Below are 20,064 nucleotides of genomic sequence, written 5' to 3' on the forward strand. Positions count from 1 at the left end.
GCGCAATCACATCGCCCGACGCCGAGCCGGGCACGGTCGTGCACGTCATCGCCACCGACCCGGCCGCCTCGCTCGACCTGCCCGCCTGGTGCCACATGACCGGCGCCACACCTACCTCGGCCCGTCCCGGGCCACGACCAACCGGTGTTCGCACTGCGGCTCACGGCCGGCGCCCGCCTCACCCGGGCAGACGAGCCGTGGCACCCGGTCGAGCACGAGGATGCGGCTCACCGAAGGCCGCCGTCTCCCGCTGGGGAACGACAAGGCCAAGGAACTCAAGCCCCCAGTTCTTCCCTGACCAGCTCGTCACCTGGTTCGGCCACACCTTGGCCACTGTAGGCAAAGCCGACCGCATCCTGTTTCCCACATCACCCCCGCCGCCGATCCCGCGCTCCTTGACCAAGGCCGTCAGCTGGCAGAAGGCGACTTCTTCACCGCCGGGACCGAGGACCGCTGCCCCAGCGTCTTCAACCTCACCCTCGCCGGGGCAGACAGAAGGCGCGTCATGCCGAAGTCCTCACCCAGGCCCTCAACAGCCTGCCCCGGCACCAGATCACGCTCGGACGACGTGTAGGCGAACACCGACTTCCTCGCCGAACTCACCGACCACTGACCCGCGACAGGCGACCGGGAGCACCCACGCCACTGGCTCCGCATGCTCCCGGCCACCTCCGCCCGCGAAGCGACACCCCGCCATCCGACAGACCTTTGATGTCGATCAAACGTCGATGGCACCCAGCTGCTGCATGAGGCCGAGGTCGTCGAAGTTCCACCAGCTCTCCGCCAACTTGCCGCCCTGGCAGCGGAAGGTCGCGTGGCCGGTCCCCGAGACGTCTCGGCCGGTGGCCTCCATGCCCTTGTACGCGCCCACGTGCCGGCCCTTGTACGACAGTCGTACGCACACCATGTCACCCTCGGCCGTCAGGCTCTCGATGGTGGCCACGGGTTGGAACGCCTCCATGATCTCCCGGTTCTCGACCTTGGCCTGCGCGAGGCCCATGTCGTACGACGACAGGGACGGGTCGTGCTCTCGGTAGTCGGCGGTACACATCGCGTCCACCGCGTCGACGTTCCCCTTGTTGACCACGTCCTCGAAGAAGCTGCGGACCACGATCTTGTTCAGCTGCTCGTCCCGCATGACGTCGAGGTCCGTGAACGACGGTTCCCCGTCGCACAGGGCCACCATCTCCCGGAAGATCCGGTCGGTCTCCGGCAGGTGCGAATTCTTCATCGCCTCCTCGTACGAGGGGAACTCCACGATCTCCACAACGTGCGTGGCGTCGGCGCGGTCCCGCCCCACGATCGAGTGAGTGGCCGTCCGCTTACCCTGAGTCGCTTCGACCCAGGTGTCCATCAATCTGTTCAACTCATCAGCCCTGCTTGTTTTGCAGTCGATGACCTGCAGAAATGTCATGACGCCTCCCACCGGTTGGAGAGCTTGGAGTACGTTCAGGCTATGCCCGGTTTGGGATGTATGCCCTGTTGACCGACTGCTGGGGGCCGGTAGGTGCTTGCCTCGCTGGATGGGTGCGGTCCACGCTGAAGCAGGACGGTGCCCAGCGCACTCGCCGGGGTCGGCGTCTGGTTGTCCAAATCGAGGGGGCCGCGGCGGCCGTGGTACTGACCGTCGCCGTCACTCTCGTCCACTGCCGCCGGTCCGATCGCGACGCCTGCTGCCCGCCCATGTGCCAGTCCGAGGAATTCGCCGTGTCCAGACCTGCTTCACCTCCCGGCCGAGAGAGGGAGCACTGAACCACTTCTTCGCACGCTTCGAACCCCCGACCGCAGATGAGGACGCCATCGTCTACACCGGCGATACGGACACCCTGTGTACCGCCTTGGACCGCGCCCGCATCTCACCGTTCCGGCTCTGAGCGGGGGCTTGCGTCCTTGGGGACGTACGACCGGCCATCGCCCGGCTCCCGTTGCGCAACCGGTGACGTTCTTCAGGTGCTGCTATTCGGCCTTGCCGAAGTCCCGGATCTCCTGGGCCTCCTGCGGTGAAAGTTCGCGGGGAGCGTCGCCACGGGCGAGTTTCGCGCTTTGGACGTGGTGGCGGATGTCGTCGACGATCTCGGGGTTGGCCAGAGTGGTGACGTCGCCGACGTCGGCGAAGTTGGAGATCCCGGCGATCACCCGGCGCATGATCTTCCCCGAGCGGGTCTTGGGCATGTCGGGGACGATCCACACGTTCTGGGGCCGGGCGATTTTCCCGATCTCCCGCTCGATGGCGGCGGCCACCTTGTGTTCGATCTCCGGGCTGGAGGCGTGGCCGGGGTTGAGGGCGACGTACATCTCCACGGCCCGGCCACGCAGTTCGTCCATCACCGGGACGGCGGCGGCCTCGGCCACCTCCTCGACAGTGAGGGTGGCCGATTCGAGCTCCTTGGTGCCGAGCCGGTGGCCGGCGACGTTGATCACGTCGTCGATCCGGCCGAGGATCCGGAAGTAGCCGTCGGCGGCCTGGACGGCGCCGTCCCCGCACAGGAACGGCCAGTCGCGCCAGTCCGTGCTGTCCGGGTCCTTGCAGTAGCGGCGGTAGTAGATGTCCACGAAGCGGTCGGGCTGGCCCCAGACGGTCTGCAGGACGCCGGGCCACGGGTTGCGGATGCAGATGTTGCCGGCCTTGCCGCTGCCGGCCTCGACGACATTGCCGTCCTCGTCGTAGATCACCGGGTAGATCCCCAGCACCCCCGGGCCGCAGCTGCCCGGCTTCATCGGCTGCAAGGCGGGCAGCGTGCTGCCGAGGAAGCCGCCGGTCTCGGTCATCCACCAGGTGTCGACGACGGCTGCCTCGCCCTTGCCGACCTCGTCGTGATACCAGCGCCACACCTCCGGCTCGATGGGTTCGCCCACCGTGGTCATGTGCTTGAGGTGGTAGTCGTACCTCGAGGGCTCGTGCGGGCCGACCTTGCGCAGCATCCGGATGGTGGTGGGTGCGGTGTGGAAGATGTTCACCCCGAGCCGTTCGGCGATGCGCCAGCAGCGGCCGGCGTCCGGGTAGGTGGGCACGCCCTCGTACAGCACGCTGGTCGTGCCGAGCAGCAGCGGGCCGTAGACGATGTACGAGTGCCCGGTGATCCAGCCGATGTCGGCGGCGCACCAGTAGGTGTCCTCGGGGTGGATGTCCTGGTAGTACTTCGAGGTGCCGGCGACGTAGGCGAGGTAGCCGCCGGTGGAGTGCTGGCAGCCCTTGGGGCGGCCGGTGGTGCCGCTGGTGTACATCAGGAACAGCGGCGCCTCGGCAGGCATCGAGACGGGCTCGATGCTGTGGCCGCGGTAGTCGGCCAGGATCTCGTCGACGAAGAAGTCGCGGCCTTCGGCCATGGGGCTCTTCGACGCGTACTGGCCGGGGTGGCGACGCCAGACCAGCACCTTGTCGACCTCCTGGCCGAGCTTGCGGGCGGCCGCCACCGCCTCGTCCGCCTTGGCCTTGTGGTCGACCAGGGTGCCGCCCCGGTAGTAGCCGTCCATGGTCACCAGGACCCGGCTGCCGGAGTCGGCGATCCGGTCGCCGCAGGCCGTGCCGCTGAACCCGCCGAATACCTCCGAGTGGATGGCGCCCAGCCGGGCGCAGGCCAGCATGGAGACCGGCAGCTCCGGGACCATCGGCAGGTGGAAGGTGACCCGGTCGCCGGTGTCCACGCCGCCGAAGCCGCGCAGCAGGGCGGCGAATTCGTTGACCCGCCGGTACAGCTCCTGGTAGGTGATCGCCCGGGTGTCCTGCTCCTCCGGCTCGGGCACCCAGATGAAGGCGGCCTTGTTCCGGCTGGTGGCCAGGTGCCGGTCGACGCAGTTGTAGCAGCCGTTCAGGCGGCCGCCGACGAACCACTTCCAGAACGGCGGTCGGCTGGTGTCCAGCGTTGTGTGCCAGTACGTGTCCCAGGTGAGCAGGTCGGCGTACTCCCTGAAGCACTCGGGGAAGCGCTCCTCGCCGAACCGCTCGATGATGGCCGGGTCGCCCGCGTTCGCCTGGGCGACGAACTTGGCCGACGGCCGGTAGTAGTCCTCTTCGCGCCAGTGGACGGCGATCTGTGCCTCGGAGAGCTGCGGCTGTGGGTCTGCTGCCATGGGTTCGACCTCCCACTGCAATGGCTGCGGCGGCGGGGCGCCGGCCAGGCCGCTAACCGTCCGCGAGCAGCCCGGCGCAGACGCAGAATTCACGCAGTTCGGCCCCGCAGGCGCACTGGCGGGCGAACGCTGCGACATCGCCCCGGTCCAGGGACTCCCAGCACAGCTCCTCGGTCAGCGCCATCGCGCGAACCAGTACCGGCCCGAGCGCCAAAGGCGGCGTAGCCTCGGCCTCGCGGCGCAGCCGCGCGGCCTCGCGCATGTGCGCCTGATCGGTGGCCGCACCCTGCAACTGGGCAAGGAGTACCGATGTCTCGCCGATGAGGTACTGCTGCGTCATCACGACCGCCACCCCGCGAATCACCCTTCGTGCACCGGCTCCGATGCACCTGAGAGGAGTCTTCAGCGTATCGCCGGGGGCGCTGCTGGGCCATGACAGCAGTGCTGTCAGAACCCTGCCATGTTCCCTGCCCCGTGGTCACGTGTCGCACGACGGCGCACACTGGCCCCGACCGCGAGGGCACAGTCCCGCAGCGCTCGCCCCACGGGAGATACCTGCTCCGAGGCGCCGGGAGGTCTGGCTCTGTCCCCATTGAGGGAGGCCGTGACTGCAGGGGGAGTTTGAGAGTGGACTTCCCCTCCCTCGCGCGCTGTCGCAGACCAGCAGGCGGACGCCTTCAGCCTCGAGCGGCACTCCATGAATTGCAAAATTCTGCAATTCAATACATGCTGTGGTGGCTGTGTCCGTAGGTAGCCGCGGGCACAGCACCAAGCGACACCCCCAATGGGGGTTGAGGAGAGTTCGAGGGTCGTGCCGGTTCCGCTGTATCAGGCCAAGGCAGAGTTCTTCCGGATGCTCGGGCACCCCGTGCGCATACGGGTCTTGGAGCTGCTGCAGGGCGGGCCGATGCCGGTGCGGGATCTGCTCGCATCGATCGAGGTGGAGCCGTCGGCCCTGTCCCAGCAGCTGGCGGTGCTGCGCCGGTCGGGGATCGTGAGCTCAACACGGGAGGGCTCGACCGTGGTCTACGAGCTCGCGGGCGGGGATGTCGCGGATCTGATGCGGGCCGCACGGCGGATCCTCACCGAGATGCTGGCCGGGCAGAACGAGCTGCTGGCGGAGTTGCGGGAAGCCGAGGTCGCGGCGCAGTGAGTGCGGTCTTCACCCGGGCCATGGGCCGGGTGCGTTCCCTGCTGCCCGCCCGCGCCGACTTCCTGCTCATGGCGCGCAACCCGCGCCGCGATCTGCTGGCGGGCCTCACGGTGGCGATCGTGGCGCTGCCGCTCGCGCTGGGCTTCGGGGTGTCCTCCGGGCTCGGCGCGGAGGCGGGGCTGGCCACCGCCGTGGTCGCCGGTGCGCTCGCCGCGCTCTTCGGCGGCTCCAATCTCCAGGTTTCCGGCCCCACCGGGGCCATGACGGTGGTGCTCGTGCCGATCGTCGCCGAGTACGGGCCCGGCGGGGTGCTGACGGTCGGAGTGCTGGCCGGGCTGATCCTGATCGCACTCGCCCTACTGCGCGCCGGGAAGTACATGCAGTACATCCCGGCCCCGGTGGTGGAAGGTTTCACCCTCGGCATCGCCTGCGTGATCGGTCTGCAGCAGATCCCGAACGCGCTCGGGGTGGCCAAGCCCGAAGGCGACCGGGTCCTGGTGGTGACCTGGCGGGCCGTCGAAGCGTTCGTACGCACACCGAACTGGACCGCCGTCGCGCTCACGGCCGGTGTCGCCGTCGTCATGCTCCTCGGTGCGCGCTGGCGGCCGACCGTCCCCTTCTCGATCGTCGCGGTGATCGCCGCGACCCTCGTCGCACAGCTCTTCCATCTGGACGCTGCCGCGCCGATCGGTGATCTGCCGTCCGGGCTGCCCGCTCCGTCGATGGGCTTCCTCGACCTGTCGGCGCTCGGTTCTCTGATGGCCCCGGCGGTCGCCGTGGCCGCGCTCGCGGCGCTGGAGTCGCTGCTGTCAGCCACCGTCGCGGACGGTATGACGGTGGGCCAGAAGCACGACCCGGACAAGGAACTCTTCGGTCAGGGCATCGCGAACCTGGCCGCGCCACTGTTCGGCGGCGTCCCAGCGACGGCGGCCATCGCCCGCACGGCGGTCAACGTCCGCACCGGTGCTGTCTCGCGGCTCGCCGCGCTCACCCACGCCGCCGTCCTCGGCGTGATTGTCTTCGCGGCTGCCCCGCTGGTCTCCAAGATCCCCCTGGCCGCGCTCGCGGGCGTGCTGCTGGCCACCGCGATCCGCATGGTCGAGGTCGGCGCGTTGCGTGCCATGGCCCGCGCGACCCGATCCGATGCCCTCGTGCTCGTACTGACGGCCGTCGCCACGCTCGCCCTGGACCTGGTCTACGCGGTGATCATCGGCCTGGTCGTGGCCGGGGTACTGGCCCTGCGGGCGGTGGCCAAACAGGCCCGGATGGATCAGGTGGACTTCCGGCCCGACCTGCCCGGCGAGCGCAGCGACGAGGAACACGCCCTGCTGGCCGAGCACATCGTGGCCTACCGGATCGATGGGCCGCTGTTCTTCGCCGGCGCGCACCGCTTCCTTCTGGAGCTGAGCGAGGTTGCCGACGTCCGTGTCGTCATCCTGCGCATGTCGCGCATCACGACCATGGACGCCACCGGTGCACTGGTCCTCAAGGACGCCGTGCAGAAGCTCAACCGGCGCGGCATCGCGGTGATGACGTCCGGGATACGGCCCGGGCAGCGGCGAGTCCTCGAGTCCGTCGGCGCGTTGGATCTGTTGCGGCTGGAGGGGCGGGAGTACGCGACCACCCCGGAGGCCATCGCCGGTGCCCGCGCCCATCTGCAGGGTGCCGGGGTCCTGCCCGCCGTTCCCGCGCAGTCGCCCGCCCCCGTCGCCGAGGAGGCTTCCCGATGACCGTCCCCGTCTCCCGTCGCATGGTCGAGGTGTCCGGCACCGAAGCCTTGTGGCTGCTCGAAGGCGCGGTCCAGGGACGGCTCGTGTACGTCCAGCGCGAGAGCGCGGTGATACGCCCGGCGGTGCACATCCTCCAGTACGGCCGCTTGATCGTCCGTACCCCGGCCCAGGCGGCAGCCCTGTCCGGCAGGGCCTCGCTCACCTACCACGCCGACGAGATCCGCGTGGCCGGCGGCACCGGGTGGACGGTGACGGCAAGCGGTCCGGCCGAGGTGATCACCGATCCGGACGAGGCAGCCCACTACCGCCGTACGCTGCCCGGCTGGGCCCACGGACCACACGACACCCTCGTCCGGATCCACCCGCAGACGATGACCGGCTTCCGGCTCGCCCACGAGGGGGCCTGATGGTCGCTCAGCAGGAGGGTCTGCCAAACCGGCATGTACTGACCGTGCCCGCCATGGGGTCCGCCGTACGGCTGACGCGCGAGACCACCGAACAGGTGCTGGCGGGGTGGGGCATCAACCGGAACCATCCAACGGTCGACCCCGCGTTGCTGATCCTGGGCGAACTGGTCACCAACAGCGTCCGGCACGCCGCCGCCCTTTCCCCGAATATCACCGTGATTTACGCGGTCGGCCCGGACACCTTCGCGTTCGCCGTCCACGACCGTCACCCCTACCAGCCCGCCCTGTGTGCCGCGGCCACCGCCGCCGGGGGCGGCGGGCTGGCGACCGTCGTCGAGCTCACCCTCGGGCTCGGCGGCACGGCGGTCGTACGCGCGGACGCCGACGGCCGGGGCAAAACCATCTGGATCACCCTCCCCCTGTGAGAACGAGAGAGCGACGATGACCATCGAGTGGCGTTACACCACCCAGCAGGACTTCTGTGTCCTGTCGCTGTCCGGGTATCTCGGCGCGGATGCCGTGGCCCGCTTCACCGGAGCCGTCGGCTGGGCCCTGGCCCGCGGCACGGGACCGGTCGTCCTCGACCTCACCGAGCTGCGCGGCTGGTCCATCGGTGGCCAGCTCGCCGTCGCCCAGGCAGCACGCCAACTCGCGGATGAGGGACGGCGTCTGGAACTCGCTGCGATCCCCGCGGACGGCTCCCTCGTCCCCGACGGCACCCACCCGCCGATCCCCGTCCACTGCGACCTCGCAGCCGCCCTCGCGGCGTACGACGACCTGAGTGGCCAAACGCGTGAGTGGCACAGCGACGACTGGCCCGGCGCGCGGAATGTGGCGGCACAGGGCCTGATGTAAGAGATACACAGGAACGAAAGCAGAGAAGGAAGCAGTATGAGCGACGTGATCGTGAAGGACAGCAACGGAACCCCGCTGGAGGACGGCGACTCCGTGACGCTGATCAAGGACCTGAAGGTGAAGGGCACCTCCGAGACACTCAAGCGCGGAACGCTGGTGAAGAACATCCGCCTCACTGGCAAAGCCGGCGAGATCGAATGCAACACCAAGAAGGTCAAGGGCCTGGTCCTGAAGACCGAGTTCCTGAAAAAGGCGTGACCTCAAGGCCACCCTGACGTTCGTCCGGCGCTTCTCCCTGCCGTCGCCTCCTGGCCGACGGCAGGGGCAGGGCCGCTGCTGTTCCACGGCGTCACGGTGCAGCGCGTGGTCAGCCGGAGGGCGGTGCCTGGGCGCCGAGGGCGGTGTCCAGGTCCGCGTAGATGGTCATCGAGTCGTGGTGGATGACCCGTGACTGCGTTGCCTCGATGCGATCCAGGCCGCACAGTACGAGGGAACGCTCAGTCTTCCGCAGCGTGGCGGCCGCCTGCTGGACTGCCGCCTCTCCTTCGGTGCTCCAGCCCAGCAGTTCGGTCAGGTCCAGGATGACGGCCCCGGTGCTGCGGGCCGCTACCCAGCCGAACCCCTCCGAGAAGCGCTCGACCGCGCTGCTACCCAGGAATCCGGCGACGCTCATGACCGCCACGCCGCGCTGTTCCTCGAAGCTCCAGCTGATGCTCATGGGCGGCGCCGCTCTCAGTGCTCGCCGTCGGACAGCTTCGGGCTGCCGGCCAGGGGGGCGGGGTGCCCGATCCAGCCGCGCTCGAGGTCCATGCTCAGCAGGCGCTCATGCCCGCAGCGGGGGCATGAGCCGTCAGGTTCGACGGCCGCGGGCAGGCACTTGAGGCGGCACGCAGGGCACTTGAGCAGAGCACTGCCACCACGCAGTCGTGGGATTCGCATCCCGAACCTCCCACTCTCGACCTTCGGAATTGCTAATCTTAGCAATTCCCGAGGTCATCACGTCGGTGTGATGGCGCGAGGATGACCCCATGGTGAAGAGTTTTGGGTGGATGCGATGCACGGTGCAGGCTTGGCAACGATCGTCCGGCCTTACAGCGGCACGCCCGGGCGCGGGGCCGGTTCAGTGAGCGCGCCGCTGTACCAACTGAAGGCGGAGTTCTTCAAGACGCTGGGGCATCCGGTGCGGATCAGGGTCCTGGAGCTGCTGAGCGAGCGCGAGCATGCGGTCTCCGAGATGCTCCCGGAGGTGGGGGTCGAGCCTGCCCACCTCTCGCAGCAGCTGGCCGTGCTGCGCCGGGCCAATCTGGTCATAACCCGCCGGGAGGGTTCGGCCGTCTTCTACTCGCTGACCAGTCCGCAGGTGGCTGAGCTGCTGAGGGTCGCGCGGTCGATCCTGTCCGGGGTGCTGGCGGGTCAGGCCGAACTGCTCGCCGACCTGCAGGCGGCGGCGTCCGAGGGAGAACCGCGGACCTGAGCCGTCCCCAGACCGGCGGCCGCCCTTCGGCGTGCATGGACAGCGCTCTGCGCGGCGAGGGGCGGCCGCCTTCAACCCGCCGACGCGCAGCCGACAAAATCTCAACAAGACAGGCAAAGCGCAAGAAAAAGGGCGTAACTCCGGCTGTGGAGACGTCCGTTAGCCACCTGCGGAAGAGTCCTCACCAGCATCCGGGAGGGGCGTTCATGGGCCTGCTGCGCAAGATCCGCGACACCGGGCGGGTGGCTGAACCTGCTCCGCCCCCGTCGGTGGAACCGCTGCCGATGGCGCGCGGGCTGGGCGGGTCGGTGCAGGTGCGCTGTGTGGATGCCGGCTCGTGCAACGGATGCGAGATCGAGATCGCGGCGGCCTTCGGTCCGGTCTACGACGCGGAGCGGTACGGAGCCCGGCTGGTGGCCTCGCCCCGGCATGCGGATGTGGCGCTGGTGACCGGGCCGGTCACGCGGAACATGGCCGAGCCGCTGCGGCGCACGGTGGCGGCCATGCCCGAGCCGCGGCTGGTGGTCGCGGTCGGGGACTGTGCGGTCAACTGCGGTGAGTTCGCGGGAGGGTACGGAGTCGAGGGCGCGGTCGCCGATGTCGTACCGGTCGATCTTCAGGTGCCGGGGTGCCCGCCGACGCCGGACGACATCGTGGCGGCGCTGCGGCGGGTGACCGGCCGGTGAGCCTGGTCGCGGCCGCCCTTGGTGCTGCCGTCGCCATGGGTGGGGCCGGAGCGGCGGCGGGTGCCGGGCTGCCGGTCCGGTGGCGCATCATCGCCGCCGGAATGTGCACGGCGGGGGTGGGGGTGGCCGGTGGTGCGGCGGGTGTGGCTGTACTGGGCGGAAGGCGATGGTCGGCCGAGCTCCCGGGGCTGCTGCCGCTGGCCGGTGTGCATCTTGAAGTGGATGCGCTGTCGGGGCTGTTCATGGCTGTGGCGGGGGCCGTGGTGGCGGCGGTGGCGGTGTACGGCATCGGGTATGCGTCCGGGCACGGCCCGCACGGGCTGGGTTCACGGGCGGCGCAGACGGTGCTGCCGCTGTTCGCCCTGTCGCTGGTGCTGGTGCCTGCGGCGGGATCGGTGTCCACGTTCCTGGTGCTGTGGGAGCTGATGGCGCTGGCCTCGCTGCTGCTGGTCCTGGCCGAGCACCGCGAGCGGCCGTCGGTGCGGACGGCGGGCGTCTGGTACGCGGTGATGACCCACCTCGGACTCGTTCTGCTGCTGGCCGGGTTCGCGTTGTTCGCCGCGCACGCCGGAGGTCAAGACTTTGCGGCACTGCGGGCAGGCGCGGACGGGATGTCTGCGACGGTGCGCGGTCTGGTGTTTGTGCTGACTGCGGCGGCGTTCACTTCCAAGGCGGGGGCGGTGCCGCTGCACGCGTGGCTGCCGCGCGCCCACCCCGAAGCGCCCAGTCCCGTCTCGGCGTTGATGAGCGCGGCCATGGTCAACCTCGGCGTCTACGGGCTTATCCGGACCGGGTTCGACCTGCTGGGCGGCGGACCGTCGTGGTGGTGGCTGGGGCTGATGGTGCTGGGCGGGCTGTCCGCCGTGTACGGGATTCTGCAGGCCGCGATGGCCTCCGACCTGAAGAGGCTGCTGGCGTACTCGACTTGCGAGAACATGGGGCTGGTCCTGATCGGGGCCGGAGCGGCGGGCCTGTTTGCCGCCTCGGGTGATCGTTCGCTGGCCGCCCTCGCGCTGGCGGCCGCGCTGCTGCACGTGGTCAACCACTCGGCGTTCAAGGCCCTGTTGTTCAGCACGGCCGGTTCCGTCCTGCGCGCCACGGGCGTACGGGATCTCGACCGGCTCGGTGGTCTGAGGGCGCGGATGCCGGTCACGGCCGGACTCTTCGCGCTGGGCGCGCTGGGGGCGGTGGCGCTGCCGCCCGGCAACGGGTTCATCAGTGAGTGGCTGCTGCTGCAGTCGCTGATCCACGGACTTCAGATGCCAGGGGTGGCCGTCGCCGTGATGCTTCCGCTGGCGGTGGCGCTGATCGCGCTTTCGGCGGGGATCGCCGCGGCGGTGTTCGTCAAGGCGCTCGGGGTCGGCTTCTTCGCCCGGCCGCGCAGCCAAGAGGCCACCGGCGCGCGGGAGGCGCCGCCCATGATGCTCGCCGGAATGGGGCTGCTGGCGGCCGGGTGCGTGGGGCTGGCGCTGGTCCCGGGACTGCTGGGCAGTGGCTTGGATCAGGCCGTGCTCGCCGCGGGCCTTCCTGGGGGGCAGGCCCTGTCGGGCGGTGGGCTGAAGGTACGGCTTGCCGACGTGTCGGCGTCGCTGTCGCCGCTGTGGGTGGTGGCCGCCTTGACGGCGGCGCTGGCCCTCGCGGTGTACCTGCCCCGGCTGTATGGCAATCGCCGTCGACGCAGAGACGCCAAGCTGTGGGACTGCGGCGGCGGCGCGCCCACGCCGAGGATGGCCTATACGGCGACCTCGTTCGCCGAACCTTTGCAGCGCGTCTTCGACGACGTACTTGCCCCGGAGCAGGACGTGAATGTCACGCACGCAGGGGAATCCGCGTACCTGGTGGAGCGTGTCCGGTTCCGCAACCGGGTGCCCGACCGGATCGAGCACCGGCTGTACGAACCGGTGCTGGCGTTTCTCGCGAGGTCCGGGCGGGCCGCGCGCCGGCTGGCGGGCGGCAGCGTCCATCTCTATCTCGGCTACGGCTTCTTCGGCCTGGTCGCTTTGCTCCTGGTGCTGGCGGTGGGCTGGTGAGCGCCGCCGGGTATGTGGCGGTGGCGGGGCAGATCGCTGTGGTCGTCGGGGGCACTCCCCTGCTCACCGGGCTGATGCGGCAGGTGCGGGCGCGCATGGAAGGGCGGGCCGGGGCCGGTGTGCTCCAGCCGTGGCGCGATACGCGCAAGCTGCTGCGTAAAGAACCGATCAGCGCGACCGGGACGGGGCCCGCGTTCCGTATCGCTCCGGCGCTGCTGGTGGCGACCACTGTGGTGGTCGCCGCGCTGGTTCCGCTGCTTTCCACGGACACCCCCGTCGCCGGGCGCGCGGACCTGATCCTGGTGGTGGCGCTCCTCGCGCTGGGCACCGTCGCCCTGGCGCTGGCCGGGCTGGATACCGGGACCGCGTTCGGCGGCATGGGGGCCTCGCGGGAGATGACCATCGCGGCCCTGGTGGAGCCGACCCTCCTGATGTCGGTGTTCGCCCTGTCGATACCGGCCGGCTCCACCAACCTGCCCGCCATCGTCTCCGGCGCCGTCCACGAACCGGCACGGCTGGCCTCGCCGGCGGGGCTGCTGGCGACCGCCGCGCTCGCCGTCGCCGTCCTCGCGGAGACCGGGCGGCTCCCGGTGGACAACCCGTCCACGCATCTGGAGCTGACGATGGTGCACGAGGCGATGGTGCTGGAGTACGCGGGGCCCGATCTGGCGCTGGTCGAACTGGGTGCGCACATGCGGCTCACGGTGCTGCTGGGGCTGCTCGCCTCGCTGTTCGCGCCCTGGGGCATCGCGACCACCGCATCAGCGTCGGCGCTCGCCGTCGCGCTGGTCCTGTTCGTGGTCAAGGTTGCGCTGCTGGGGGTGGTGCTGGCCGCGGCAGAGGTGTTCTGGGCGAAGTTGCGGCTGTTTCGCGTGCCTGAGCTGCTCGCCGGGTCCTTCCTGTTGGCGCTGCTCGCGGTGACCTCCTCCTACTTCCTGAGCGGAGAGTGAGCGCGCGGTGAGCGAGAGTCTGTACACGCAGTTGCTGGACCTGGCCTGCGGGGCGTTCCTGCTGGCGGCGGTGGTGATCCTGTGGCGGCGTGAACTCGGAGCGATCGTACGGATCTTCGCCCTCCAGGGCATTGCCCTGGCCGCCGTCGCCGTCCTTCTGGGGCTGCATGAGGAACGCTGGGACCTGATCGCGGTGGCGGCCGGAATCGGTCTCCTGCGGGCCGGAGTGCTTCCGTATCTGATGCGCAGGGCGCTCACCGCCCCGACCGGCGACCACAGAACGTATGACACGGACGGGGCCGAGACCCGGGAGACCCAGCCGCTGGTGAATGTGGCGGCGTCCCTGCTGACTGCGGCGGCACTGACCCTGCTCGCCTATGCCGTGGCCCGGCCGCTGGCCGAGCTCGACCCCACTCCTGCCACCCGGGCCCTGCCGGTGGGCCTTGCGGTCGTTCTGATCGGGTTCTTCGTGCTGGTCACCAGGCGGCGGGCGCTGGCCCAGGTGGTGGGCTTCCTGCTGCTGGACAACGGCATCACCGCGACCGCCTTCCTGGCCACCTCCGGAGTGCCGCTGATCGTCGAACTCGGCGTCTCCTTCGATGTCCTGCTCGCCGTACTGGTGCTGCAGCTGCTCACCACTCGTGTGCAGGCCGCATTCGGCACCACCGACATCGACGACCTGCGGGAGCTGCACGACTGATGCCGCATCTTCTCCAAGAGCCCGCTGCGACCGCCGCGTTGCTGACCGCGCCCGTTGCGGTGCCCCTCGCCGTGGCCTGCGTACATGCGCTGACCGGCCTGCGTGCGTCTGCCGCGGAAGTTCGCGAGCCGAGCAGGGAAGTGTCCCGTCAGCCTGCCCTGGTCGGCGCCGCCACCGGACCGGCGGACGGGACCGCGGCACCACCTCCCCCAGGGTCCGATGCACCTCACCGGGCCGACTGGTACGGGCTCATCTCCCCATCGGCGATCATCACCTGCGGCGCGGTACTGGCAGCCGCCCTCGGTGACGACGATGCCGTGACCGCTTACGGCGGCCTGCTGCGCGCCGATGCCCTGACGGTGTGGATGCTGCTGGTCGTCGGCGCCGTCGCACTGATCGCCTGCGCGAGTGCCCCCTCTTATCTGGCGGGCGAGCGCACCGCCGGACGGGCCGATGCCCGTAACACCGCGCTCTTCCACGTCCTCGTGCAGGCGTTCCTCGCAGCCATGTGCCTGGCCGTGCTCACCGCGAACCTCGGGGTGCTGTGGGTCGCCATCGAAGCCACCACCATCGTCACCGCCTTCCTCGTCGGCCACCGCCGCACCCGCACATCCGTCGAAGCCGCGTGGAAATACGTCGTGATCTGCTCGGCCGGGATCGCCCTCGCCTTCCTGGGCACCGTCCTCATCTACTACGCCGCCCGGCAGGCGGGCATCGCCGAGGCGTACGCGCTTAACTGGCCCACCCTCATGGAACAGGCCGACCGGCTCGATCCGGCCGTTACCCGGCTCGGCATCGGCCTCGTGCTCCTCGGCTTCGGCGCCAAAACCGGCCTCGTGCCCCTGCACGCCTGGCTGCCCGACGCCCACAGCCAGGCACCCGCCCCCGTCTCCGCGCTGATGTCCGGCGTCCTGCTGTCCGTCGCCTTCACCGCGATCCTGCGCTACCAGAGCATCTCCGACGCGGCCCTCGGGACCGGCTACACCCGCGCGCTGCTGACCGGCATCGCGCTGCTCACGCTCGCCCTCGCCGCGGCCCTGCTGCTGGCCCAGCGCGACTACAAACGGATGCTGGCCTATTCGAGCATGGAGCACATGAGCCTGATCGCCCTCGGCGCGGCGATCGGCACCCCTCTCGCCCGTGCCGCCCTGCTCCTGCACATCGCCGGGCACGGGCTCGCCAAAGCGGTCGCCTTCTGCGCCTCCGGCCACATCCTGCATCTCACCCGGACCACCCGCATCGGACGCGTACGCGGCCTGATCGCCCGGGCACCCGGCCTTGCGGGCATCTTCGGGCTCGCGGTCGTCGCGCTGCTCGGGTTCCCGCCCTTCAGTCTGTTCGCCTCCGAACTGGGCATCGTCCGCGCCGGATTCGCCGCCCGCATGGGCTGGGCCGTCTCGGCGGCCCTGCTGCTGGTCCTGATCGCCTTCGCCGCGCTCGCCGCCCGCACCGCCCGGATGCTGCTCGGCCCCGCACCCACGGCCCGGACAGACGAGCCGCCCGCCACGACCCGATGGCCACTCGTCCTGGGCCTGGTGGCCTGCGCGGCCCTGGGTATCTCGACCGGTCCGCTCACCGACCTGCTGCAGGATGCCGCCCAGGCGATCGGAGCCCGCTGAAGCCATGCGCACCGTGCACGAGATCCATGCCGCCGAACTGCCCAAGCGGGCCGACGAACTGCTGCGCGCCGGCCGTCGACTGGCCCTGGTCGCCGCCCACCACGACGAGGACCGGATCCGCGTGGTGTACCTCTTCGTCGCGGGACCGCCCGATGCCCGTACCGAACTGCACGTACACCTCGACGCCGACCGGCCGGAGGTGCCGACGCTGGCTCACATGTCCTTCCCCGCAGGCCGGTTCGAGCGCGAGATGCGGGACCTGTTCGGGATCGTCCCCCGCGATCACCCCATGCCGCGCCGTCTGGTGCGCCACTTCCACTGGCCGCGCGGCTGGTACCCGATGCTCCCCGACGCCGGGCCGCCGCCGCCCTTCGCAGAGCAGGAAGGCCCCTACCCCTTCCTGGAGGTCGAAGGCGACGGCGTCTACGAAATCCCGGTCGGGCCGGTGCACGCCGGGCTGATCGAGCCGGGCCACTTCCGCTTCTCCGTCGTTGGCGAGACCATCCTCAAACTCAAAGCCCGCCTGTGGTTCGTCCACAAAGGCATCGAAAAACTCTTCCAGGGCCGCAGCGTCGCGGCCGGGCTGCCGCTCGCCGAGCGGATCAGCGGCGACACCGCCGTCGGCCACGCCCTCGCCTACTGCCTCGCCGTCGAAGAGGCCACCGGCATGGCGGTCCCGGCCACCGCCCAGCGCGCCAGGGCCCTTCTCCTGGAGCTGGAGCGCCTGCACAACCATGTCGCCGACCTGGGCATGCTCTGCAACGACGTCGGCCACTCCATCCTCAACGCCCACGCCCAGCGGGTGCGGGAACAACTCCTGCGCCTGAACGCCGAGATCACCGGTCACCGGCTGCTGCGCGGCGGCGTCATGCCCGGTGGCGCAGCCCTGCACGCGCTGCCCGACCCGCGGCGGCTGAAGGCGATCGGCGCGGACATCCGCGAGATCGCGGGTCTCGCGCTCGACCAGTCCACCGTCCGTGACCGCTTCACCGACACTGCTGTCCTCACCGCCGAGGCTGCCCGGGACATCGGCTGTCTCGGCTACGTGGCCCGCGCCAGCGGCCTGTCCGGCACCGACGCCCGTATCGGCCACCCCTTCACCGCGTACGACTCCGAGATCGCCGTCCCCGTCCGCGACACCGGCGACGTCCTCGCCCGCTTCCTCGTCCGCGCCGAGGAGATCGACGTCTCCCTTGCCTTGATCGAGCACCTCACCGAGCGCCTCGCCCGGGGCGCCGTCCTCGCGCCGACGCCCGCACCGGGCGTGGGCCCAGGTAGCGGTGTCGGCATCGTCGAGGGCTGGCGCGGCACCATCACCACCCGCATCGAGCTCGCCCCCAACGGCACCCTGGCCCGGGTCAAACCGGTCGACCCGTCGTTCTTCAACTGGCCCGCCCTGCCCGTGGCCCTCGCCGACACGATCGTCCCGGATTTCCCGCTGACCAATAAGAGCTTCAACCTCTCCTACGCCGGCAACGACCTATGACGCGGCCCCGTTACTTCGGCGCGTGCTCGCCGACATAGAACAGAAGCCAGATGAAGCCGGCGAACAGGTGCGTTGCGAAGACGTAGACGAAGACGCGCAGCATGACGCCGCGTTCTTTCCACCTCTCCAGGTCCATCGGCCCCTCGGCTTGCTTCTTGTTCCCGTCATCACTCACGGCCTTGCATCTCCTGGGGTCTCTGGATAAGGAATCCGGAACCGGACGAGTACGACCTTGCCGTCGTGATCCACGGCCGGTTCCGCGCTGACATCGCCGTCGTACATGTCGGCGAGCTCACTCACCGTCCGCAGACCCTCACCCATTGCATCCGCGGCGAGGCAAGGGAGGCGAGGGTCCCCGTCGGTGACCGCAATCACCAGCTGTCCGGCACCGACCGTTATCCCGACATCCGTCACGGGAGTGTGCGCCGCATGCCGGATCACGTTGGCGACCAGCTCGCTGGCCACCAGCAGCACCGCATCGGCGAAGGCGGAGTCCGCGGCGATGCCGACCTTCGGCAGGTGCTCAGCCACCGCCTGCCGAGCCTCCCGCACCGCCTCCGGCGCCACCCGGACAGACACGATGTGCCGCTGAACCGCAGGCAAGGTGTGCTCGACTGCCGCCGCGGGCAAGTGCTTGCGCCACGGCCTGAACCTCTCCATCCCCATCACGGAGCCGCTTCCTTCTCCGCCTCGCGCAGCTCGGCCAGCAGCTCCTGCTGCCCAGCCAGCAGGACAGACAGGATGCGCCGCGCGGCAGCCAGCAGCTCCGCCACATCCCCGCCCGCCAACTCGTACACCACTGTCGAACTCTCGCGGGTGGCCGTGACGATGCCCGAACGGCGCAGCACCGCCAGCTGCTGCGACAGGTTCGACGGCTCGATCTCAATCGCCGCAAGAAGATCACGGACCGGCATCGGCCCGCCCTGCAGCAGTTCCAGCACCCGTATCCGCACCGGATGCCCCAGCATCCGGAAAAACTCCGCCTTCGCCTCATACAGCGGAACCGGCACCTCGCTCACCCTCCTCCGCCCCCACGTCGATCCCGTGGTCGCTCGCGAGCCGAAGCGCATCGTCCAGCTCTTCCCGCGCCACCACCACGCCGTAGGCGTCCTCGGCCTCCAGCGCCGCCTCCAAGGCCGCCCGCGCTTCCCCGACACGCTCCAGCACCGCCTCCACGAACCCGCCCACGGCCACCCTTCCCACCTCGGCGCTCTTGTCTGACTCGGCAACTAGCAAATTGAAGAACTCTTCAATTCTAGGCCCTGGGTGATGCGGGGTACACCACTCCCCGGGGACGGCGCCCACGGTTCGAATCGCTCCAGTGGTTGGGCGGTTGTTCGCCGTCGACGATGTGGACAAGCGCGGTACCTCGTACTCGTACTGCCCGCCGGCGGCAGTTGGAAGGACAAGGCCGGCCGGTCCGGGAGTACCGCGAGAAGGAGCAGCGGCAGCATCAGCGGGTTCAGCACCGACAAAATGCTGCTGGCCGTGATCATGCGGACCAGCGCGGACATGAAGCGCTGCGTGTCGGTGACCACCACGTGCGTGCGGATCACGCCCATCTCCGCCGCCTCCTGCCGGTCAGCGAAGCCATCCACCGCGTACGCGGACGCCTCGACCAGGGCGGCGTCCGCCTCGGTGGTGAGCCTCGGCGTGATCCGCCGCTCGGCGTACGCGGCGACGGCCCCCGCACCGCGGTTGAGAGCAGCAGCGCCGGCCACGACGCGGAGCGCCAGCAGGGCCTCGCGCAGCCGGTCGCCCAGCAGCGCGGCGCCGAGGATCGGCTCCATGGCCCGCGCCGTCGCAGTGAGGAGGACGGCTGCGGCCAGGCCCGTCACCACCTGGCAGGTGATCAGCAGGTGCACCGCCCGGCGGTCGGTGGCCCATGACATCGAGGCGATGCCGCGCAGAACGGAGGGGATCTGGGCGCAGAGCTTCCTGAAGGACACCTTGCCGAGCGGGTTCACCGAGTACTGCCCGCTGTAAGTGATCTCGGCGGGAGGCGGCGCGGGAGGCGGCGCGGTGTCCTGCGTGCTGCGGGCGTCTGCCGAGGTCAACTGATCCCCCTGGACGGTCGATTGGGCAGTGCAATCACGGTCAACGACAGCTGCGGAATATCGAACACACGCGTTTCAGACGCGATGAAATCCGCCTAGTGGTGGGAGATGCGGAGCATCTGTCCTGTCGTTGTGGTCAGCGATCCGGAACACATCACCCAGGACCCGCCGTACCTCGTCGTGGGCGTCGACGGCAGCGTCTCTTCTCTCGCCGCCGTGGCGCAGGTCATGGAGGAGGCGAGCCTGCGCGGTGCCGCAGTGCGTGCGGTCTGGGCGTGGCCACGCCCGGTGTTCGCCCACGGCGACGAGTCGGCAGGCTTCAACGAACGCCGCAGGCTGCTCTCGGAATCCACTGCCGGGTGGGCGGAGAAGTACTCCGACGTCCGGGTGACCCACGAGGTCGTGCGCGGCCACCCTGTGGAAGAGCCGGCCCGTAGCTCCGAACACGCGCTGTCTGTTGTCGTCGGAAGACGAGGCCGCGGCGGCTACACAGGCATGCGCCTGGGGTCGGTGGTGCATGGACTGCTGCACCGCGCGGTCTGCCCGGTGATCACCGTTCCCACGCCACCCGCGAATTGAGGACCGGGTGTGAGGTCGGATCCTGACTGGAACACCGGTACGTCAGCGGACCGGCACCCAGAGGAATCGCCACTGCTCTTACCTCCTCCCGCCGGATTCCGCGCCCACCCGAGCCCTGCCGCATCGGGGTCCACATGCGCCGCTGGAAGATTTGGGGTACTCCTCGAATGAGAAGCGGCCGTGCTCGGCGCATCGGCGCAGATGCTTACACATCGAGTACTCCTCGCGGTCGCCTGCAAGGCCACCAACGAGGGCACGGGGGACGAC

22 protein-coding genes and 1 pseudogene are annotated in these 20,064 nt (G+C 69.8%); 14 read left to right on the top strand and 9 right to left on the bottom strand.

The window, feature by feature from the left end; all coding sequences use genetic code 11:
• Nucleotides 1-718: 718 nt before the first annotated feature.
• The 3 genes from OOK40_RS22395 to OOK40_RS22405 form a co-directional block, all read right to left on the bottom strand.
• Entirely contained in the window at nucleotides 719-1,414 is a 696-nt protein-coding gene (locus tag OOK40_RS22395) for an ester cyclase (RefSeq protein WP_266484876.1), read from the bottom strand.
• Between the two features lie 542 nt (nucleotides 1,415-1,956).
• The gene (acs, locus tag OOK40_RS22400; RefSeq protein ID WP_266484879.1) at nucleotides 1,957-4,071 is read right to left on the bottom strand and encodes an acetate--CoA ligase; all 2,115 of its coding nucleotides are present in this window, start codon (nucleotides 4,069-4,071) and stop codon (nucleotides 1,957-1,959) included.
• Between the two features lie 52 nt (nucleotides 4,072-4,123).
• A complete protein-coding gene (locus tag OOK40_RS22405; RefSeq protein WP_266484881.1) occupies nucleotides 4,124-4,411 on the bottom strand; it encodes a hypothetical protein in 288 nt (95 codons plus the stop codon).
• Nucleotides 4,412-4,882: 471 nt separating this feature from the next.
• Between OOK40_RS22405 and OOK40_RS22410 the strand changes: the two genes are divergently transcribed.
• Genes OOK40_RS22410 through OOK40_RS22435 form a run of 6 tightly spaced genes read left to right on the top strand, consistent with a single transcriptional unit; the run spans nucleotide 4,883 to nucleotide 8,474 of the window.
• Entirely contained in the window at nucleotides 4,883-5,224 is a 342-nt protein-coding gene (locus tag OOK40_RS22410) for a metalloregulator ArsR/SmtB family transcription factor (protein WP_266484884.1), read from the top strand.
• Nucleotides 5,225-5,244: 20 nt separating this feature from the next.
• A complete protein-coding gene (locus OOK40_RS22415) occupies nucleotides 5,245-6,954 on the top strand; it encodes a SulP family inorganic anion transporter (protein ID WP_266486500.1) in 1,710 nt (569 codons plus the stop codon).
• Nucleotides 6,951-7,361 carry a pyridoxamine 5'-phosphate oxidase family protein gene (locus tag OOK40_RS22420; RefSeq protein ID WP_266484888.1) on the top strand — a complete coding sequence of 137 codons (411 nt, stop codon included), beginning with the start codon at nucleotides 6,951-6,953 and terminating at the stop codon, nucleotides 7,359-7,361. Before OOK40_RS22415 ends, OOK40_RS22420 begins: the two co-directional genes overlap by 4 nt.
• On the top strand, nucleotides 7,361-7,786 hold the full coding sequence (locus OOK40_RS22425) for an ATP-binding protein (protein ID WP_266484891.1): 426 nt from the start codon (nucleotides 7,361-7,363) through the stop codon (nucleotides 7,784-7,786). Before OOK40_RS22420 ends, OOK40_RS22425 begins: the two co-directional genes overlap by 1 nt.
• Nucleotides 7,787-7,802: 16 nt before the next feature.
• The gene (locus tag OOK40_RS22430; protein ID WP_266484893.1) at nucleotides 7,803-8,216 is read left to right on the top strand and encodes an STAS domain-containing protein; all 414 of its coding nucleotides are present in this window, start codon (nucleotides 7,803-7,805) and stop codon (nucleotides 8,214-8,216) included.
• Between the two features lie 36 nt (nucleotides 8,217-8,252).
• Complete coding sequence (locus OOK40_RS22435; RefSeq protein WP_266484894.1) at nucleotides 8,253-8,474, top strand: alkylphosphonate utilization protein; 222 nt, start codon at nucleotides 8,253-8,255, stop codon at nucleotides 8,472-8,474.
• Between the two features lie 109 nt (nucleotides 8,475-8,583).
• On the opposite strand, the gene OOK40_RS22440 is transcribed toward OOK40_RS22435, so the two are convergent.
• Entirely contained in the window at nucleotides 8,584-8,934 is a 351-nt protein-coding gene (locus OOK40_RS22440; protein ID WP_266484896.1) for an STAS domain-containing protein, read from the bottom strand.
• 405 nt (nucleotides 8,935-9,339) lie between these two features.
• On the opposite strand from OOK40_RS22440, the gene OOK40_RS22445 reads away from it, so the two are divergent.
• From OOK40_RS22445 to OOK40_RS22475, 7 genes are all read left to right on the top strand, one after another.
• A complete protein-coding gene (locus OOK40_RS22445) occupies nucleotides 9,340-9,690 on the top strand; it encodes a helix-turn-helix transcriptional regulator (RefSeq protein ID WP_266486502.1) in 351 nt (116 codons plus the stop codon).
• 206 nt (nucleotides 9,691-9,896) lie between these two features.
• The gene (locus OOK40_RS22450; RefSeq protein ID WP_266484899.1) at nucleotides 9,897-10,376 is read left to right on the top strand and encodes an NADH-quinone oxidoreductase subunit B family protein; all 480 of its coding nucleotides are present in this window, start codon (nucleotides 9,897-9,899) and stop codon (nucleotides 10,374-10,376) included.
• Entirely contained in the window at nucleotides 10,373-12,406 is a 2,034-nt protein-coding gene (locus OOK40_RS22455; RefSeq protein WP_266484901.1) for a proton-conducting transporter membrane subunit, read from the top strand. Before OOK40_RS22450 ends, OOK40_RS22455 begins: the two co-directional genes overlap by 4 nt.
• Nucleotides 12,403-13,356, top strand: coding sequence for a respiratory chain complex I subunit 1 family protein (locus tag OOK40_RS22460; protein ID WP_266484903.1), 954 nt, complete (start codon nucleotides 12,403-12,405; stop codon nucleotides 13,354-13,356). Before OOK40_RS22455 ends, OOK40_RS22460 begins: the two co-directional genes overlap by 4 nt.
• A 7-nt stretch (nucleotides 13,357-13,363) precedes the next feature.
• On the top strand, nucleotides 13,364-14,056 hold the full coding sequence (locus OOK40_RS22465) for a hypothetical protein (protein ID WP_266484907.1): 693 nt from the start codon (nucleotides 13,364-13,366) through the stop codon (nucleotides 14,054-14,056).
• Complete coding sequence (locus OOK40_RS22470; protein WP_266484909.1) at nucleotides 14,056-15,675, top strand: proton-conducting transporter membrane subunit; 1,620 nt, start codon at nucleotides 14,056-14,058, stop codon at nucleotides 15,673-15,675. Before OOK40_RS22465 ends, OOK40_RS22470 begins: the two co-directional genes overlap by 1 nt.
• 4 nt (nucleotides 15,676-15,679) lie before the next feature.
• Complete coding sequence (locus OOK40_RS22475; RefSeq protein ID WP_266484911.1) at nucleotides 15,680-17,161, top strand: NADH-quinone oxidoreductase subunit C; 1,482 nt, start codon at nucleotides 15,680-15,682, stop codon at nucleotides 17,159-17,161.
• A gap of 10 nt (nucleotides 17,162-17,171) precedes the next feature.
• On the opposite strand, the gene OOK40_RS22480 is transcribed toward OOK40_RS22475, so the two are convergent.
• From OOK40_RS22480 to OOK40_RS22500, 5 genes and pseudogenes are all read right to left on the bottom strand, one after another.
• Nucleotides 17,172-17,297, bottom strand: coding sequence for a DUF6126 family protein (locus OOK40_RS22480; protein ID WP_266486505.1), 126 nt, complete (start codon nucleotides 17,295-17,297; stop codon nucleotides 17,172-17,174).
• A gap of 35 nt (nucleotides 17,298-17,332) precedes the next feature.
• Complete coding sequence (locus tag OOK40_RS22485; RefSeq protein ID WP_266486507.1) at nucleotides 17,333-17,740, bottom strand: ATP-binding protein; 408 nt, start codon at nucleotides 17,738-17,740, stop codon at nucleotides 17,333-17,335.
• Between the two features lie 86 nt (nucleotides 17,741-17,826).
• Nucleotides 17,827-18,171 (bottom strand): helix-turn-helix transcriptional regulator, encoded by a 345-nt coding sequence (locus tag OOK40_RS22490; RefSeq protein WP_266486510.1) that lies wholly within the window; start codon nucleotides 18,169-18,171, stop codon nucleotides 17,827-17,829.
• Nucleotides 18,152-18,355: a hypothetical protein gene (locus tag OOK40_RS22495; RefSeq protein ID WP_323136092.1), complete on the bottom strand. Its 204-nt coding sequence runs from the start codon at nucleotides 18,353-18,355 to the stop codon at nucleotides 18,152-18,154. The genes OOK40_RS22490 and OOK40_RS22495 overlap by 20 nt, the downstream gene beginning before the upstream one ends.
• Before the next feature lie 227 nt (nucleotides 18,356-18,582).
• Nucleotides 18,583-19,218: pseudogene (locus OOK40_RS22500) on the bottom strand (ABC transporter ATP-binding protein); the annotation flags it as partial.
• Nucleotides 19,219-19,350: 132 nt separating this feature from the next.
• Between OOK40_RS22500 and OOK40_RS22505 the strand changes: the two are divergent.
• Nucleotides 19,351-19,797, top strand: a complete 447-nt coding sequence (locus OOK40_RS22505) for a universal stress protein (protein ID WP_266484914.1) — start codon at nucleotides 19,351-19,353, stop codon at nucleotides 19,795-19,797.
• Nucleotides 19,798-20,064: the final 267 nt, after the last annotated feature.

This window comes from Streptomyces sp. NBC_01481 (assembly GCF_026339995.1).
Taxonomy (GTDB): Bacteria; Actinomycetota; Actinomycetes; order Streptomycetales; family Streptomycetaceae; genus Streptomyces.